The following is an 18,481-nucleotide window of genomic DNA, read 5'->3' as shown; positions in this document are numbered from 1 at the left end:
AATTCCTGAACCACCTCCAATGGTAGAATTTGAACCTGTAATGGCACATCGTGCCGGCTCTCTGTGGGAAGCACCAGGTGCGACCGTGATCTGCGACACACCGATTTCGATGGAAAGAGCCCTTCATCAGGGTCAGGGAATGGCACTTTACCGGACCACTATCCCCGCCGGGATGAGTGGACTGCTCAAATTGCCACCTGTGCATGATTACGCACGGCTTTTCCTAGAGGGAACAGATATCGGGACGGTCTCGCGCGTAAATCCGGGTGAAGCCAGCTTCATGATTTCGAAAGCTGAAAAGCCGAGGAAACTCGATATCATAATCGATACGTTCGGCCATATTGGCTATGGAGCGGCTCTCGGTGATCGAAAAGGTCTGGAAGGACATGTGTCCCTGGATGAAAAGCCGTTACGGAATTGGACCATAACAGGGTTTCCCTTGGACGATAGTCATATTTCAACGCTGCGTGCTTTACCTGACCGAGCCATCCAACACGGTTTTCTCTTCAGGGCTCACTTTGATCGTCCCGCTAGAGGCGGAGTTTATATCGATATGAGTTCTTGGAAAAAAGGATATGTCTGGGTCAATGGTCATGCCCTTGGACGCTTCTGGCATATAGGTCCGCAGTATCGTCTGTTCTGCCCGGCGTGCTGGATACGTCCCATAGGAAATGAGGTGCTAATTCTCGATTATCATCAGGAAAACCCTGCCAGTATCAAGGGATATAAGGCTTTGACTGGATTTTAGGCTCAGGATTGATATCTAGGTCTTCTCTATCATCCTCATCGCTGCCACAGCAGACTAATGCAAAACCTATTTCTTCGCAGCAATCGTCGTGTTCTGGTTATGAACCCTGAACTTAGCCTGATAATTGTCGGCTTTACGCTCACTGAACAGTGTGATTATCTTGCCTTCCCCAAACATTGCCGCACAACGCATCGGGTTCATTAACATCCCAGCATGGCTGCCCGATTTTGAAGGGGAATTACCATGCGATTTCCGACGTTCATATTGCCATCGGCATCGATAACATTTTTCAACACCCGTTCCAGGAAGAGTCGCTTGACGTCAGTTGGGATGGTCCATACGACCGGAATGGTTCCGGTATTTCCTTCACCGCAGATATTATCGTAATCGTATTGATCTAACGCTTTAAAAGATGATCCTGATTAAAATTTCCATCTGTCTGCTTTTCTTTCTCGAAAGCAGACAGAACGGTCCTTCGAGGAAACGAAATGGTTAATGGAAACAGTGAAGATCGCCGTTTGGGAATGGGAAAAGGGACCACGCGACGAGATTTCCTCAATGGTCGTATGCGTTCGGTTGCGGCCTGTCCGGTTTCGGGGCACGATCCGGGCGGCATCGACGATTTTTCCGGTTATAGTGGCGTCGGGGATTATGCGCATGCCAACGGCAACACGCTGCCAGTGCTGACTGCGGCGCATCGCGTGCGCGACGGCTTGCATGACGCTTTGCCACCTGCTCCTTCTCCTGACGAGAATGTTGAAACCTACGATCTGGTGATCGTCGGCGGCGGTTTGACCGGACTGATGGCGGCGAAAGAATATCAGGCCCTGACTGGCGGCCGCCGGCGCTGCCTGATTCTGGACAACCATCCGATTTTTGGTGGCGAAGCCCGCCAGAATGAATTCATAGTCGGGGACACCCATCTACTCGGTCCTCAAGGGTCGAATGATTTTCTGGCCCCGAAACCGGATGCCGACACACCGATTGGTGCGCTGTTTCGCGAATGTGGCATTCCCTACGAATACAACCTGCAATCATGGGATTCATCGCTGAAGAAGCTGCGGTTCTCGCTCGATAATTATTCCAACATGGATGGGTTTAACGAAAAACAGGTCGATGTTGCCTATCGTTTTGAAACCAGGGATGGCGCGGCCCAGCCTTCCTGGGCCACGAATATCTGGCAGGATGATCTCGTGCGTACGCCTTTTTCACCAGAGGCGAAGGAAAGCCTGTTACGCTGGCGACGCGGTGAAGGCGCCAGGCATGCTGACGATCCCCACATGCTGGATAGGATCGATTACCGCACCTATCTCGAAACAATATGTGGATATTGCCCCGAGGTAACCGCCTTTCATCAGCCGGTGGTGGGCTTGCTGGGCGGCGTCAGTGCCGATGCAATATCCGCACGCTGCGGTATGCACCTGGTCACGCATTCGGATCGTATGACCTATTCCTTCCCCGGCGGTAATGCGTTGTTGGGGCGTTATCTGGCTGCACAGTTAATCCCGGGCCTGTTTCCCGGTGGCCTCTCGTTCTCGGCCATGCAGCGAGGACGTATCGACCCGACCCGGCTGGACGGAGAGGGGCCGGTGCGCATCCGCCAGAACGCCACGGTGGTGTCGGTCCGTCACCGGAGCGACGATCCAGTCTCGGGCATCGTGGACGTCGCATATGCCAGCGCGGGTTGTATCCGCTATGTCCGCGCACGCGCCGTCATTATGGCGACGGGCGGATGGATCACCAAACATGTGGTGCGTGATTTGCCTGCTGCCATGCGTACCGCCTATGACGGGTTCACCTATGCGCCTGCGCTGGTGGCGAATGTGGCGTTGAAGAACTGGCGTTTCCTTTACCGGCTGAATGCCACGGCTGCACGATGGATGGATGACGGCACGATGTTTGGTTTTAGCGCCAATATCCGTCAGTCGATCGTCACGCCCGATTACAATCCGCCGCTGCATCCCGACCAGCCCATAATCCTGACCTTCTATATGGGGCTTTATACCCCTGGTCTGAGCGCATGGGAGCAAGGTGCACGCGGGCGCATGCGCCTTCTGTCGACCAGCTACACGGAGTATGAACGCATCATCCGCTCCCAGATGGCCGCGATGTTTGCCGAAGTCGGATTTGACCCGGCGCGCGATATCGACGGTATCATTCTCAATCGCTGGGGACATGCGCGGGTGATCCAGACGCCGGGGTTCTATTATGGACTCAATGGCCAGCCCCCGGGACGCGAGATCGTGGCGAAGGGCTTTGGCCGTATTGCCATTGCTCATGCCGAACTCGACGGTGCACAGAACTATACGGGCGCTTTCCGGCATGGTGTCCGCGCCGCGCGCGAGGTTGCATCATGGTCATGAAGGATATTTCTCCCGTCACTCGGCGTCATGCGCTGCTTGCCGGGGCGGCAGGGCTGCTGGTCCCACCACGCATTGCCCATACGGCATCGGCGCAGTCATCAGGGCCGGTTCAGCCCATCACGTTGCAGATCGCACCGACGACCGTCGAGCTTGCGCCCGGCATCACCCGACGCGTGCTGGCTTATAACGGGCAGGTGCCTGGTCCCGTGCTGCGCTTGCGTGAGGGGCATCCGGCCTGGTTGCGTGTGACGAATAACAGCGACGCACCGGAATTGGTACACTGGCATGGACTGGACATTGGTTCCATTCCTGACGGGGCCTCAGAAGAAGGGGCGACCACGATCCCCCCAGGCGGCACGCTGGACTACCGCTTTGTGCCCAACCGTGCGGGAACGTGCTGGTATCATACCCATACCATGGCGATGATGAATTTCTCGCGCGCCTTGTATAGCGGGCAGTTCGGCTTCCTGATCGTGGATTCCGGTCACGACCCGGGCCGCTATGACCGCGAGGTGCTTCTGGCAGTCCATCATTGGGACGCCAGCCTGCCAGAGATTCCACGCTCGCCTGAAGAGTGCGCGATGCCGCGCTATCGTTACGTGACTTTTAATGGAAGGCTGGCGGAGGCGGCTGAACCGGTGCGCGTACGGCAGGGTGAGCGGGTTCTTTTCCGCTTCCTCAATGCCAGTGCAACAGAGACGGTCTCCCTCTCTCTGCCGGGGCACGTCTTTACGGTGACGGCCCTGGATGGCAATCCCGTTGCCAATCCGTCGCCGGTTTCGGTCATCACGCTGGGTGTTGCCGAACGGGTGGATGCCATCGTTCATATGAATCGGTCCGGCTGTTGGCTGTTGGGGCCGATAGACCCTGCACAGAAGGTCGCTGGTCTGGGAAGAGTGATCGAATATGCAGGCAGTGCCGGTCCGGCAGTCTGGCATCACCCCGCGGCCATGGACTGGGACTATGCCCTGTTCGGCGGTGTCGCGACGTCGCCGATCGAGGATCTGCGGCTTGACGGCATTTTTTCGATGGTGTTCGAACGACGATTGACGCCTGATGGCATGGAAAGCTGGACGATCAATGGACGCTCCTATGCCGATCTGTCGCCGTTGAGCGTGCGTGAGGGGGGACGCTACCTGTTCCGCTGGTTCAACCTTAGCGGTTGTGCTCACCCGTTGCATCTGCACCGACATCGCTTCACCGTGCTCCGTCGTGGCATGCGCCGGATTGGACCTATTCTAAAGGATACGGTCCAGATCGGGCGCTTCGATACAATCGATGCGCTGTTCGTGGCCGACAATCCGGGCGATACCCTGTTTCATTGTCATCATCAGATGCATATGGATTACGGGTTCATGCAGCTGATCCGCTACGTCTAACGCACGAAGGAAATCCTAGAGAAAATTGCTGTTGCCAATGCTGTTCGGCAGGTTTTTCTTTTCTGAAAATCGTGAGCTTTTCTGCTTTTCTGACAGAGGAAATTTCGGCGCTGTGTTTTTGTTCCTGACCTTCTCACTGGTTGTCTGGAAGAAACCAATAGGGGCATGGAAGAGTTACATCCTCATATCCGGAATACTGACGGAGCTTTCGTGATCATGCGGCATTTTCCCGCGGACTGTTTTTCGCGTCTTTTTCTGCTTGTCTGCCTTATTGTGCCCTCAGTTGGATATGCTGCTGGAGACTGTACGGGGAAAGCCTGCTCCGGGCATGTCCAGACAGCATCGGACCATGAAAAAACCGGGTCATCGAGCGGGGAAACAGCGCAGCAATGGGGGCATCAGACTGGGCGGAAACTTGACAGGTGGGGACATAAGACCGGTCAGGATCTGGGGCGCTGGGGGCAAAATACGGGGCATACGCTTGATCGCTGGGGGCATCAGACAGCTTCCGGGATGAAGAATTTTTTTACCGGGCATTGAAAGACTATTGCGAACCGTTTTTCCAGTTCCCTGCCGGTTCGGGTATTATTTCGGTAATGAGATCTTGATAACGATATAGGGCATTTCTTCCATGTCCTTGCCGTTATGGAAGTCAGGCAGGCGGGCCCATTGACCAACCGTACCGTAGAGCGCGCCATCATGGTAAACGAGACCGTCCGGTTCGATGAGGCGCGGATCATGAGCGACGATTGAAATGCCGCCATCCGGCGTGCGTCTCAGGATACCATGACGTTCCACATCGGTGAGATAAAGAGAGCCGTCCGGACCGGTCGCCATTCCGTCACCCATACCGGTTTCCCCTTCGTCTTTCACAGCAGCCTCGATCTGCTGTTCCGTGGCGTCTGGATTGGCCAGAACGGCAGTTGGGGCGGAATACAGGGTTCGGCTGCTCAGGGACTGCCAGTAAAGTGTCTTCTGATCTGCGCTCAGGTCTATTCCATCCACTCCACCCTGAGGGATGACCGGGTGTTTCGGGTCATAGCGGGCGACAACGCCATCGATCATCCCAACAAAGCCAGGCTCAGCGGAAACAACCCTGGCATCCGCCAGGATCCGGCGCTGATGCCCGGAGGCAAGGTCCACGACGATGATGCCGGGATGAACATCCGTGGACGTATCTGTGATGAAGGCGGTTCCGGACTGGCCATGCGTCAGGTCGATCCTGACATCGTTGAGATGGCTGTCTGTCAGAAGGGCAGGTGCCGTGATCGGGTAGACACGGAGGATCCGGTCTTTTTTTGGATCAATCTCGAACAGTTTCTGGGCGCCGGGGATGGTTCCGTGACCAGCAACCATGCCTTCATCCAGAACCCACAGCTTCCCTTTTGCATCGACCGTCATGCCAAGCGGAGAGACGAACTGAGCCTGTACAGCTTCACTGGGAAAGGGCGTGGCCTTGTTGCCAGCATAGACTGCCAGACGTGGGCCCGGATGGTCATGAACGCTTCTGGGGAAGCCCAGAACCATACGCCCATCTGGCAGGATGGCGATTCCGGAAGGCTGGATGGTGGGAAAGCGTGCGATGACATCGACATTCCCGGAAGGAATGGATCCTTTGTCCACGCTCTCGCGCGCCTCGGCCGTACAGGTCGTACCCAGCAGGGCGGTGCCCGCACAAAGGAAAAGAGCCAGTAATTTTTGACGTTTCATGATGAAATCTTCCTGTTTCCAGAACGGCAGGATAACGGGCTTTCAAGTAATGCCCATGGATCTGATGAAACTGTAGCGATAAAGCCGGCGGATACAATGGACGGTTTTTCATACGTCCTGCTTTCAGGAGAATAGCAGCCGCTCACGCAGGGCAGGGTCGTGCGCGTAAAGGTAAAGACCATGAATACCACGTGTCAGCAGCACGTTCAGTGCGTTCAGGATGATCCTTTCCTTTGCCTTCCCCGGTGTGGCGATGCCGTCGCGTCCCTGAAAGGCTGCGCTGTCCTCGTAACGCGCGGGATTGACGCGGATCCTGTCCAGAGCGCGGTCATAATAGAGTGATGGCCCCAGAATGACGCCTGCGTAATTCAGGTCGAAGCCCTGAATGGTATAGACGGACCCGACTTCATCAATGGTATCGGGGCGTTCGGCCCAGGGCAGCTTTTCGTCCGGTTTTGAACGGTCCCAACGCAGATGAAAACGTCCTTCCGTGATGAAATGGTCCTGTCCATCCAGCCGGTAGGGATAATCATAAGTCGAGAGCAGGCGGCACAGACCGTATTCCGTATTCTTCGTTTTCAGATCGTTGTACAGGCAGGTGCAGTCATCATAGATGCGCAGATCAAAGGATGAATCCTGTGGACGGGGCAGGAGCTTGCCCTGACCCAGAGCGTCGATCCATGTCTGCGTACCTGGAGCCGCCGCGACGCGGAACTGGGTCGTCAGATGAAAGGTTTCGCTGGGGCGCCCGTGTCGGAAACGGTCCAGCATATCCACGGACCAGTGGCTCTTGAATTTGAGAACCTGAAGAGGATCGAAAACAATAACGACCGTTCTGGCGTAATGCAGGATCTCCTCAAGATGGTTCTGTTGCACGAAATGATTGTAACGGTCAGGTCGGGTCAGCAGAAGATGAGCTTCATCGACCAGAACAATGTCGGCTCGCTGTCCGGATTTGCGCATCCGGTTGATGAATGTGGTTGGACGCTCAAAATCGGCTTTTCGCAGGTCAGGCATGGTCGCCGCGATATTGCGGTACAGCTTCAGCATCTCGGGATGATTGACCAGAAGCATGTTCCGCGTCCCACCAAGGGGATCGCCGGGCCTGTTGTGACGGGCGTGGCTCTGAAGTGCGTTGAAAATGGCATTCAGCACGACGCTTTTGCCCGTTCCTGCGGCGCCTTCGATAATGAACAGGGCGCTCCCATCCGCCCTGTGCCGGATGCAGAAGGACAGGACGGCATCGCGGAGTGTCTTCTGGGCTTCTGAAAGTGGCAGCTCAGGAGAGAGCTTGTGTATGGCGGCGTTTCCAGACGCCGCACTGGCTTGCCGACCGGCTGGCTGAGGATCAGTCGGCGGCGACATCGGCTACCCTGGCGTCTGTAATGGTGACGGCATCAGCCGGAGCGATCCGGACGACGAAACCCTGATCACCTGCATTGATATAGACATGATCCTGCGTCATGGCCTCCGAGGAGATAACCACCGGGATCGGATTTTTCTGACCAAACGGGCTCGTGCCTCCGGAGTGGTAACCCGTCAGTTCATGGGCCTTTTCCGGGTTCATCATGCGGGCGTTACGCCCTCCGAACAGGGCCGCCACCTTCTTGAGATTCAGTTTCTGATGGGCTGGAGCCACGATGCAGGCCGGCTGTTTCTTGTCGATTTCCACAACCAGGGTTTTCAGAACGCTTCCTGGTTCAGCGCCGATCGCATCGGCAGCCTGCATTCCGATCAGACCGCCATTCGGCGCGTAGTGATACTCATGCAGACTGAAGGGAACGTTATGGGAAGCTAGAAATGCGGTTGCCCGGGTTTCCTTGGCCATATGCTGTTCTGCCTCTGAAAAAGGTTCGTTTCAGCAGAAAATATGGGAAAGCGGGCAATGTTTTGCAATGCGGCGCCAAGGCATGACGCGCTTCTTTAGGGGTATATCTCTGTGCCTCCTAGGAGATTTCGCAACATTATAAGACACACATATCACACATTTATGTGAAACTTATGTGGTTTCTGGTGTTATTAATCTCAGGGTTGTCGCAGGTTCCTGTGAGATGTTTTTTGGTCTGGAGAGTGGGATGCAGCAGGATTTTACAATCGGCATCGATTGTGGTTCCACGACCACGAAGGCTGTTATTTTTTCTGTGGACGGACGGATTGTCGGTGTGGGCAGACGACGTGTGCCACAGCATATGGATCAGCCCCATCACGTAGAGCGGGATATGACCGAAGCCTGGCAAGCCGTCGTGGAAGCCATGCGGGATTCCCTTGAGGATGCGGGTCTTGAAGGAAATGCCATTGCGGGGGTGGGGATTACGGCGCACGGTGACGGACTTTTTCTTCTTGACCGATCAACAAGGCCGCTCGGCCGGGGCATCATGTCGCTCGATAGTCGGGCGATCGACGTGCATGATGGCTGGAAACAGAACGGGATTTCCGACCGGATGCTCCAGCTGGTGGGTCAGAGACCGTATGTCTATTCCGCCAGTACTCTTCTGGCATGGATACGGGATCACCAACCCGAACGGTACGCCGCTATCGGCTCGGTTATCTTTGCGAAAGACTGGATCCGTTTCTGTCTGACGGGGGAAATTGCTACCGACCTGACGGAAGCGAGTACGTCGTTCACAGATCTGTACACACAGGATTACAGTGACGGAATTCTGGATCTGCTCGGGCTAAAGGCCATCCGGTCTGCTCTTCCGCTCATGCGACTGTCCTGTGACCGGGGCGGTGCTGTCACGGCGGAGGCTGCCGCGGCGACGGGTCTTCTGGCGGGAACGCCCGTTTCGGTCGGACTGCATGATGTCACGGCTGCGGCGGTCGGGCTGGGTCACACGCAGCCCGGAGAACTGTCGATTACGGCAGGTACGTTTTCCATCAATGAGGTCTTTCGCGACCAACCGGTGACCGGAGAGGGATGGGCTTGCCGGGCGGGATACCGGCGCGGTCTGTGGAATTGTATGGCCATTTCTCCGGCATCGGCCAGCAATCTCGAATGGCTGGCCAGGCTGCTGCTGCCCGCCGAGAGCGAAGCAGCGCAGGCGCTGTCGCAGGAAATGGAAAGCCGGCTTGCAGCTCCGCGCGAAGAGCGCACCATTCCGCTCTATCATCCCTTCCTGTTTGGTTCCCCGTATGAAATGCCGGCAAGCGCATCGCTGTTCGGGGTCCAGTCCTGGCATGACCGGGCAGATCTCTTCCAGGCGATGGTGGAAGGAACGGTTTTCAACCATCGCGAACATGTCGAAGCCCTGAGGAAGACCGGCCCTATCCGGCGTCTGGGTGTTTCAGGCGGTGGAAGCGGCCGGCCGGCAGTCGCGCAGATGTTCGCAGATATTCTGGGGATGCCCGTGGAAATTCCCGAAGTCCGTGAAGCGGGCGCGCTGGGAGCAGCCCTGACGGCCAGTGTCGCCGTTGGCCTTCATGCCGATCTCGAGGCTGCTGTCGCCGCCCAGCATATTCCCCTGACGGTTTATCGTCCCCGACAGACGCGGGCATCGGTCTATGAGCGGATTTTCCAGCGGTACGAAGCCCTGACCTCTGCCATGCAGCCGTTCTGGGCAGGGCTCTACAATACGGAAAGGCCAGAAAGCACCAAACCCGCTCTGCCGGATACTCCGCTCATGAATTACGCCATGGCGGGCGGACATATTCGGGAGGCACGGCCATGAAAACTCTCGCAGATATTCCTGAAAACGCAGATTTCGATGTCATCATTGTCGGTGCCGGGATCAATGGTGCCGGGCTGTTCCGTGAACTGGCCTTTCAGGATCTGAAGGTGCTGCTTTTGGACAGGAATGACATCTGTTCTGGTGCATCCTGTGCACCGTCACGTCTCATTCATGGCGGGATCAAATATCTGGAGACGGGCGAGTTTCGACTGGTCGCGCAGTCAACGCTGGAGCGCAATCTCCTGCTCCGCAATGCGCCGCATATGGTGCGTCCGCTGCCGACAGTCCTTCCCATCCACTCCTGGTTTGGTGGAATTGTTCCCTCGATGCGCCGTTTCCTACGTCTGGGCGGGAAGATGACGGATCGAGGCGCTCTGGTTCTGGAAGCCGGGCTTCAGATCTATGATTTCCTCGGACGACGCTCGCGTGTCATGCCGCGGCACCGGATGTTCATGCGCGAGCAGAGTCGGCGGCAATGGCCTCACATGGCGCCGGATGTCATCGCGACGGCGCAGTATTACGATGCGGCGATCACGCAGCCGGAGCGTCTGGGATATGAATGTGTCCGGGACGGTCTAGAGGGCGGGAGGGACTGCGTTGCCCTGACTTATACAGTTCCTGAAGGCCTGAAAGACGGGCGTCTGTTCCTGCGTGATACCCTGACGGGAGAAAGCCGTGCCGTTCAGGGGCGGGTGATTGTCAATGCGGGAGGGGCGTGGATTGACCGGATCAATCATGTTCTGGGTCGGGAAACCCGGTATATCGGCGGAACCAAGGGGTCTCACCTTCTTCTTCGGCATGATGGACTTCTGGCCGAACTCAAGGGACGGATGGTCTATTTCGGGACACCGGATGGCCGTATCTGTCTGGCGTATCCGTTCTTCAGGCATGTGCTCGTGGGGTCAACCGATCTGAGGATCGATGATCCGGATCAGGCGGTCTGTACGGATGAAGAACAGGATTACATGTTGCGGATGCTTGAGGGGCTGTTCCCTGGTTTCCGTTTCAGCGCCGCCGATGTGATTTATCGCTACAGCGGTGTGCGACCACTGCCTGCCACGGAGGCGTCTGATCCCGGCATTATCAGTCGCGATCACCTGATCCACGAAGACAGGATTGAAGACAGGATTGAAGACAGGATCGTCCTCTCTTTGGTTGGGGGCAAATGGACGACATTCCGTGGTCTGGGAGAGGAGGTGGCCGACCGTATCCTCGGTCTTCTCCATCATCCGCGCCGTCTGTCCACGCGTCATGTCCCGATCGGAGGCGGGCGTGACTTCCCGTCCGGACAGCACTTTCAGGCATATCTTGATGAGTTCTGTCTGACCTATGGACTGCCCCGGTCACGGGGAATCACCCTGCTTGAACGGTACGGTTCGACCGCACGCGCCGTTGCGGCCTTCTGTCAGGAAGAGGCCGATGCGCCTCTGAGAAGCCTGGCCGGTTTCACAAGGCGGGAGATTGCGTTTGTTGTCCGGAACGAATTGGTGCGCAGCCTGTCCGATGTTCTGTTCCGGCGCGTTCCGATTGCACTGGCCGGGGAACTGACGCCAGCGGCGGTGCTGGAGGTGGGGAACATTGCAGGTGAGGTTCTTGGCTGGTCGGTGCAGGAGACGGGGCATCAGTGTCAGATGGCCTGGGCTGAAGGACGCAACCGTCATCATCTGACCGGAGAGCTTCCGGACATTTCTTCTGTTTCCACTGCTCTGAGGGCCTGAGCGATGAATCGTTATGAAGAAAAGATCGCCCGCATGATGGCGGGTGAAGACAGCCGGTATGATTTCATTCTTGCTGACGCCAAAGATTCCGACATGGCTGCCGGGATCAGCGCCATGGGACACGTTCGGGATCCGGTGGACGGACGGTCCCGTTTCCGGACGCGGCGGCAATACGTGAACGAGATCTGCGGTATTCTGAAACAGGATATCGTCGATCTCATGCTGACATCTGTTTCGATCCTCGAAATGCTGGTGGAGGAAGACGCCTTTGCCGGAACACGCATCCAGTCCGCGATCCGCGCCAATGACACGACGGATCTGTGGCGTGGTCGGGGCGGGACGTATCAGAGCCAGAAATCCGTTCCGTTCCGTTCGGCGTCGCTGAAAACGGCGCAGACCAATCTTGGATTGTATTCCATGACATTCAACGGAGACGCAGAACAGGATGTACTGGCGCTGGAAGCTTTCGCCCGGTTCCGGGAAGATGCGCAGAAGCGTCGTTTTTCCTATTTTCTGGAAATTTTCAATCCGAATGAAAGAAGGATTGCAAGCTCGGACCGCGGTTTTTTCCTGAATGACATGATCGCGCGCTGTCTTGCCGGGCTGCGTCGGGATGAGCGACCGGTTTTCCTGAAAGTGCCCTATAATGGAGCTGAAGCACTGACGGAGCTCTGTGCCTATGATCCGACATTGATCGTCGGCATCATGGGAGGGGGAAGCGGGACAACGCGGGATTGTCTGGAACTGCTTCATCAGGCCCACAACTGCGGCGCGCGGGCGGCATTGTTTGGCCGCAAAATTGTTGATGCAGATGATCCGCAATTGCTGATCGATGCCATGAGGCGCGTGACGGACGGGGCGCTTTCCCCCAATGAAGCGACACAGTTCTACCATGAAGGTCTGGCGCACAAAGGGATCCGTGCCGGGCGAGCCTATGAGACGGACAATGCCGTGACGGAAACCGTTCTGCTCGAGCGGGCAGCCTGATCCCGCGCCTGACGGATGTCGGGCAGGGGCGGGAAAATCCTTTTTGCAACGGATATAGAGAGTTTGCCCGGAGGCAGACACATCCGGACAGATTTAACACCATCCTTTGATCTGAAAATATCTCGCTATTTTCGAGACTCATAACGTTATGAGTGTTATGGTTTAGCGATAAAGTATTCAGTTACTGATTATGGCGTTTTGTGAAATCGCCCTGAGGGGGCCAGTGAAAGGAGGATCGGTCATGGATCATAAGCCAGTCTGGGTCGGGACGAGCTGGAAGATGAACAAGGGGCCTGCGGAAGCCATCACGGCAGCCCGCAGTCTGGAACTGTATAATGCTCCACCCGACATCCAGCCTTTTGTCATACCGCCTTTCACATCCCTAAAGGATGTCTGCACCATTCTTCATAACAGTGATCTTCTGGTCGGAGCCCAGAACATGCACTGGGATGACAGCGGCGCCTGGACTGGGGAAATTTCTCCGAGCATGATCCGGGAATGCGGTGCGGCACTGGTTGAGATCGGTCATTCCGAGCGGCGGGAGCATTTCGGGGAGACTGATTGGACGGTTAACCGGAAAGTCCGCGCCGCCGTCAGGCACGGTCTGCGGCCACTTGTGTGTGTCGGGGATACGTCTGACGAATATGAATTCGGGGTTTCCCTCGAAACACTCGCGCGTCAGACGAAAATAGCGCTGCATGGCCTTTCCGCGGAAGAACTGCCGCATGTTCTCATTGCATATGAACCCGTCTGGGCGATCGGGACGAAGGGGCGTGCGGCGGATAAAGACTGCGTGGCGGGCGTACATGCCCATCTGCGCCGCGCGCTGGAGGGTATCGCGGGAGAAGAGATCGCTGCCTGTATTCCACTGCTCTATGGCGGCAGCGTTACGCTGGACAATGCCTATGGCTATGTGACCCTGCCGAATGTGGACGGTGTGTTTGTCGGACGTGCGGCATGGGAGGTGACGGGCTTCAAGGCGATCATCGACAGTATCAGCATTGTCGTCGAGCGTGAGGTCGCAGCCTGATGTCCGGCGTTCTGTCCGCTCCACGGGGTGTGTCCGGCCGGCGCCGGGCCATTCTGGATTATGTGACGATGCAGGGACCGGTCTCTGTCGCGGCGCTGGGAGAGCGGTTTGTCGTTAACCGGATATCGCTCAGCCGGGATCTGCAGATGCTTGTAGCGCAGGGTCTTCTGCGCAAGGTGGGGAATGCTGTGACGGCGTGGCCCAGCGGGGTTTCGGCAGGAAGCGTCATGTACAGGCTGGATCAGGCCGTGCGCCAGAAGGCTGCTATTGCCGGTATGGCGGCATCCATGATCAGGCCGGGTGACACAGTTGCACTTGATGATTCCACGACCGTCCGTTTTCTGGCGGATCATCTGGAAGAACTGGGCTCGCTGACGGTCATCACCAACAGTCTGGGCCTCGGCATGATGGCTGGGCGTTTGCAGGATGTGACGCTGATTGGCCTGGGGGGACATTACAGCACGGCTTTTGATGCGTTTGCGGGTGTTCTGTGTGAGCGGAGCCTGGCAACGCTGCGGATCGACACGCTGTTCATGTCTGCCGGGGCCATCCATGGCACAGCCGCCTATCATCAGGATGAAGACCTCATCAAGATCAAGACGGCAATGATGAGGCAGGCTGACTGGCGTGTGCTGATGGTGGACAGCCGGAAGTTCGGGATCAGCGTCCTGAACAGACTTGCCGATCTATCGGAGTTTGACGTGGTGATTACGGATGACGGCATCAGCCCTGAACAGGTGGAGCGCCTGGCGTCCGCCGGGGTCGCTCTCCGGATCGCCACAGTATCGCATGCAGAGCGTGCGGCAACCTGACACAGTCGAAAAAACGGAGAATGGTCATGCGTATTGCAATTGGTGGCGACAGCGCTGGCGAAGGTCTGGCGAAAATCATTGCCGAGCATCTGTCCCGGACGGGACGCCATGTCGTGATCGACATGTCTCATCCCGATGACAATGTACCGGAGCTTTATCCGGTGCTGAGCGAGCGTGTTTCCCTGGCGGTTCTGAAGGGGGAATATGATCGGGGCATTCTGATCTGTGGGACGGGGATCGGGGTATGCATCTCCGCCAACAAGATTCCCGGTATCCGTGCTGCCCTGACGCACGATACCTATTCTGCCGAGCGGGCGGCCCTGTCCAATAACGCGCATATCATCACCATGGGCGCACGCGTTATCGGGCCGGAACTGGCCAAGACGATTGTTGATGCCTGGCTGGACTGCACATTCGATCCCAGAAGTCCGTCCGCGCGGAATGTGGCGGGTATTGATGCGCTCGGTCAGAAATACCGTCAGAAAATACCAGCTGGCGCCGTTTGCTGAAATAAAGGAACGTCTGGCTGTAATAACGGCCAGAACCTGAGAAAGAATAGAAGAATGAAAGCGGTTATTGCTCTTTCCGTAATGCTGGCGGCTGCGCCTTTTGCGGCTCACGCGGCAGACAGTTCAGCCCCCCTGCGGTTCGTCCTGATCCCGAAAACTGTGCATCCGTGGTTCGACAAGGCCAATGCGGGAGCACAGGCGGCGGCGGACATGCTGAGCCGCACGACGGGGCGGAAAGTGGTCATTGAATACCGCGCGCCCCAGACGGCGGATGTCTCATCGCAGAATGACATCATCGAGCGGGCTATAGCGACCCATCCGGATGGTCTGATCCTTGACCTGCTGGATGAGAAGGGCAACCGCGCCACCATGGATGAGGCCGTCGAGGAGAAGATCCCGATGACGGTGTTCGATTCCCTGCCGCCAGAAGGTATGAACGTGACGGCTGTGGGGGCGGATTTCTGCGAGCAGGGCACGATGGCCGCGGAGCGTCTGGTCGAACTGATCGGCAAGAAGGGTGAGGTGGCCATCATGATGGGCGTGCCAACCGCGCCTAATCATACGCTGCGTGCAGAATGCGAGAAAAAGGTCTTTGCCCGGTATCCGGACGTCAAGCTTGTAGCGACGGGCGTAGACAATGACAGCATCGAAACGGCGCAGAAGCAGGCATCCGCCATCATGCAGGCTCATCCCAACCTCGTGGGCTGGGTAGAGTGTGATGCGTCGGGACCGGTGGGTGTCGGGCAGGCCATCCGGGAGAACGGCCAGGTTGGAAAGGTGCGTGAGGTCGGTCTCGATAACCTCAACGACATGATCCAGCTCATCAAGGAAGGCGTGGCGGATTCCTCGGCTTCAAGCCGTCCGGAAATGCAGGGTTACTGGTCGGTTGTTTCCGCCTGGCAGAGCGCGACAGGCAACAAGACCCCGAAATATATCGATACCGGTATCGATATGCTGACGAAGAAGAACATCTGATTTTTCCGTAACGACCGAAACGACGGAGCAGCGGCCATGACAGTTTTACAGGTAGAAGCCGTTCGCAAGGCCTATCCCGGTGTTGTTGCGCTGGATCATGTGGATCTGACGCTTGAGCCGGGGAAGGTGCATATCCTTGCCGGCGAGAATGGCGCGGGGAAATCCACGCTCATCAAGATCCTGACGGGACTTGTGGTCCCGGATGAAGGCCGGCTTCTGATCGAAGGGCAGGATGTACGGGAACATCCGGAGCTGTTCGAAAAGGTGGCGTACGTTCCGCAGGAGCTGAATCTGTTTCCGTCCATGACGGTTGCGGAAAACATGTTCATGCCGTTCGAGCGCTCCGGGTTCGCGCATCTGACCGTGTCGCACAGGGCCATGGAAAAGGCAGCCGCGACATTCATCAGGCGGTTTGGCATCCATGCGAAACCGGGGCAGCTTGTCAGTCGCATCAGCGTGCCGGACCAGCAGCTTCTCCAGATCGCGCGGGCAGCCTGTCGTGAGGAATTCAAGGTTCTGATCCTGGATGAGCCGACATCATCCCTGACCGCGAATGAGACCGAGCATCTGTTCAGGATCATCCGCCAGTTGCGGGATGAGGGATGCGCTATCGTATTCGTCTCGCACAAGATGGAAGAGATCTTCGCGCTGGGGAACACGGTGACCGTTCTGCGGAACGGGCGCAGCGTTGGCACGCATCCGATGGAAGGGATGACGGAAGAGCATCTGATCCGGTTGATGTCGGGCAGTTCAGTCCAACTGGACGAGAAGTTCCAGCCGCGCATGTCCGTGCAGGATGACGAGATTATCTTGAGCGCTAAACATCTTTCAGGACCCGGGTTCTCGGATGTGTCCTTCGATCTGCGGCGGGGTGAGATCCTTGGCTTTGCCGGACTGGTCGGGGCAGGGCGGTCGGAAGTGATGCAGACCATGTTCGGCTATCACCGCGCCACGGCGGGCCACTGCACCCTGTACGGAAAGGAAATCCCGCGGGGACGGACAGATAGGGCAGTGGCGATGGGGATGGTCTATCTGTCGGAAGAGCGCAAGCATCACGGCATTTTTCCTCTGCTGAGTGTGCGGGAGAACATCAGCCTGTCCGTACTGGACCGGATGAAGCGTGGCGGCATCATTTCCTCTTCGAAAGAAAGAGATGTCGTCGCGGAGACGGTCAGCCAGTTCGATGTCCGGACGTCCTCAACGGGAAAGAAGATCGTCTATCTGTCCGGCGGGAACCAGCAGAAGGCGATTATCGGACGGGCCATGGCCAGCAGGCCGCGTGTCCTGATTTTCGATGAACCGACGAAGGGCATCGATATCGGGACCAAATTCCAGATCTACCGGATCATGCAGCAGCTGGCTGAAGAGGGAGTAGGCATCATCCTCGTCTCTTCGGAAATGACCGAACTCCAGCGCTGTGCGTCCCGGATCATCACCATGTATTCCGGCCGGATTACGGGATCGTTCGATCAGGCCACCACTGATGTCAACACGCTAGTCGGCGCGATCATTGGCGCCCCGGAGACCCATCATGTCGCTTGAACCCGCATTCCCGGCTCCCGCGCCGGCTGCACCACCCACGCCACCGAAGACATCTTCCCTTCGGGCCATGATGTCCCGCCTTGCCACCAATCCGCTGGGTGGTGTGGTCGTGGCGATGCTGCTGATCTTCGGGATTTCCTGCGCGCTTTCGCCGCACTTCCTGACAACGTTCAACATGGTCATCATTGCCCGGGCCCTTGCTTTCGTGGGGCTGGTGACGATCGGCCAGTCCATCCTGATGATTCTCGGGGAGCTGGATCTGTCCGTCGGGGCAATTGGCGGGCTTTCGGGCGTTGCGGGTGGTATCCTGATGGTTCAGATGGGGCTGAACCCGTGGCTCTCCCTGGTCATCTGCCTGATGCTGGGGGCGGCATGCGGGCTGGTGAACGGTCTGCTGATCACGCAGCTTCGCCTCCACTCTCTTGTCCTGACCATTGGTATGGCGGGCGTTTATGGCGGAGCCAACCTCGTGATGACCAAGGGCGTCGCGATTACGGGTGTTCCGCATGACATCTCGTTCCTCGGGCGCGGTCTCGTGTTTGGTTTTCCGGTGCCGTTCGTGGTGCTGGCAGTGTGTCTGGCCGTTGTGGCGTTCGTCATGATGCGAACGCCGGTCGGACGATACATCTACGCCATTGGCAGCAATGCCCAGGCGGCACGAATGCTGGGTATCCGGGTCAATGCCATCCGCATGGGCGCGTTCGCTCTCGCCGGTTTCCTGTCTGCGCTGGCGGGCATCCTGATGGTTGCGCGTCTGGGTACGGCCCAGCCGTCCATCGGCGATACATGGGTCCTGTCTCCGATTGCCGCCGCCGTCATCGGGGGCGTGGCGACGACAGGTGGCCTCGGAAGCCCGGTCGGGGCGGTGCTTGGCGCAGTGATCATCGGGATCATCGAGGACATCATCGTTCTCTTTGGGATCTCGCCTTACTGGCAGTCGGTTGTCAGCGGTGGGATCGTGGTTCTGGCCATTTCCTTCGACGCGCTGGCCCGCCGTTATCTCAACCGTGATGCAGCCTGATTTTCCACGCTTCCGCCTC

General features: G+C 57.4%; 15 protein-coding genes. 12 read left to right on the top strand and 3 right to left on the bottom strand.

Going from position 1 to position 18,481, the window contains the following annotated elements:
* Window positions 1–19: 19 nt before the first annotated feature.
* The 3 genes from GMO_RS14985 (at window position 20) to GMO_RS11480 (ending at window position 4,490) form a co-directional block, all read left to right on the top strand.
* Window positions 20–748, top strand: coding sequence for a hypothetical protein (locus GMO_RS14985; RefSeq protein ID WP_408734802.1), 729 nt, complete (start codon window positions 20–22; stop codon window positions 746–748).
* A 524-nt stretch (window positions 749–1,272) separates the two neighbouring features.
* Entirely contained in the window at window positions 1,273–3,111 is a 1,839-nt protein-coding gene (locus GMO_RS11485; RefSeq protein WP_175282614.1) for an NAD(P)-binding protein, read from the top strand.
* Window positions 3,108–4,490 carry a multicopper oxidase family protein gene (locus tag GMO_RS11480; protein ID WP_040509519.1) on the top strand — a complete coding sequence of 461 codons (1,383 nt, stop codon included), beginning with the start codon at window positions 3,108–3,110 and terminating at the stop codon, window positions 4,488–4,490. Before GMO_RS11485 ends, GMO_RS11480 begins: the two co-directional genes overlap by 4 nt.
* 585 nt (window positions 4,491–5,075) lie before the next feature.
* On the opposite strand, the gene GMO_RS11470 is transcribed toward GMO_RS11480, so the two are convergent.
* The 3 genes from GMO_RS11470 to ybaK form a co-directional block, all read right to left on the bottom strand.
* A complete protein-coding gene (locus GMO_RS11470) occupies window positions 5,076–6,200 on the bottom strand; it encodes an L-dopachrome tautomerase-related protein (RefSeq protein WP_008852579.1) in 1,125 nt (374 codons plus the stop codon).
* A 123-nt stretch (window positions 6,201–6,323) separates the two neighbouring features.
* Entirely contained in the window at window positions 6,324–7,565 is a 1,242-nt protein-coding gene (locus tag GMO_RS11465) for a DUF2075 domain-containing protein (protein WP_008852578.1), read from the bottom strand.
* Complete coding sequence (gene ybaK / locus GMO_RS11460; RefSeq protein WP_008852577.1) at window positions 7,549–8,028, bottom strand: Cys-tRNA(Pro) deacylase; 480 nt, start codon at window positions 8,026–8,028, stop codon at window positions 7,549–7,551. The genes GMO_RS11465 and ybaK overlap by 17 nt, the downstream gene beginning before the upstream one ends.
* A gap of 247 nt (window positions 8,029–8,275) precedes the next feature.
* Here ybaK and GMO_RS11455 point away from each other — a divergent pair, with 247 nt between their 5' ends.
* The 9 genes from GMO_RS11455 to GMO_RS11415 all read left to right on the top strand — a co-directional run bounded on the left by GMO_RS11455 (window position 8,276) and on the right by GMO_RS11415 (window position 18,462).
* A complete protein-coding gene (locus tag GMO_RS11455) occupies window positions 8,276–9,868 on the top strand; it encodes an FGGY-family carbohydrate kinase (protein WP_040509514.1) in 1,593 nt (530 codons plus the stop codon).
* On the top strand, window positions 9,865–11,586 hold the full coding sequence (locus GMO_RS11450; protein ID WP_008852575.1) for a glycerol-3-phosphate dehydrogenase/oxidase: 1,722 nt from the start codon (window positions 9,865–9,867) through the stop codon (window positions 11,584–11,586). Before GMO_RS11455 ends, GMO_RS11450 begins: the two co-directional genes overlap by 4 nt.
* A gap of 3 nt (window positions 11,587–11,589) precedes the next feature.
* Window positions 11,590–12,573 carry a hypothetical protein gene (locus GMO_RS11445; RefSeq protein WP_008852574.1) on the top strand — a complete coding sequence of 328 codons (984 nt, stop codon included), beginning with the start codon at window positions 11,590–11,592 and terminating at the stop codon, window positions 12,571–12,573.
* Between the two features lie 241 nt (window positions 12,574–12,814).
* Window positions 12,815–13,603, top strand: coding sequence for a triose-phosphate isomerase (locus tag GMO_RS11440; RefSeq protein ID WP_040509407.1), 789 nt, complete (start codon window positions 12,815–12,817; stop codon window positions 13,601–13,603).
* On the top strand, window positions 13,603–14,415 hold the full coding sequence (locus GMO_RS11435; protein WP_008852572.1) for a DeoR/GlpR family DNA-binding transcription regulator: 813 nt from the start codon (window positions 13,603–13,605) through the stop codon (window positions 14,413–14,415). Before GMO_RS11440 ends, GMO_RS11435 begins: the two co-directional genes overlap by 1 nt.
* A 26-nt stretch (window positions 14,416–14,441) precedes the next feature.
* Window positions 14,442–14,924: a D-erythrulose-4-phosphate isomerase gene (derI, locus tag GMO_RS11430; protein WP_040509512.1), complete on the top strand. Its 483-nt coding sequence runs from the start codon at window positions 14,442–14,444 to the stop codon at window positions 14,922–14,924.
* A gap of 54 nt (window positions 14,925–14,978) precedes the next feature.
* A complete protein-coding gene (locus tag GMO_RS11425) occupies window positions 14,979–15,899 on the top strand; it encodes a substrate-binding domain-containing protein (RefSeq protein ID WP_040509405.1) in 921 nt (306 codons plus the stop codon).
* 36 nt (window positions 15,900–15,935) lie between these two features.
* Window positions 15,936–17,441 (top strand): sugar ABC transporter ATP-binding protein, encoded by a 1,506-nt coding sequence (locus GMO_RS11420; RefSeq protein WP_008852569.1) that lies wholly within the window; start codon window positions 15,936–15,938, stop codon window positions 17,439–17,441.
* A complete protein-coding gene (locus GMO_RS11415; protein ID WP_008852568.1) occupies window positions 17,431–18,462 on the top strand; it encodes an ABC transporter permease in 1,032 nt (343 codons plus the stop codon). The genes GMO_RS11420 and GMO_RS11415 overlap by 11 nt, the downstream gene beginning before the upstream one ends.
* Window positions 18,463–18,481 lie beyond the last annotated feature (19 nt).

Origin of the sequence: Gluconobacter morbifer G707, assembly GCF_000234355.1 — a bacterium.
GTDB lineage: Bacteria > Pseudomonadota > Alphaproteobacteria > Acetobacterales > Acetobacteraceae > Gluconobacter > Gluconobacter morbifer.
The sequence above is the reverse complement of the archived record's forward strand: the minus strand, read 5'-3'. Positions and strand labels throughout refer to the sequence as shown.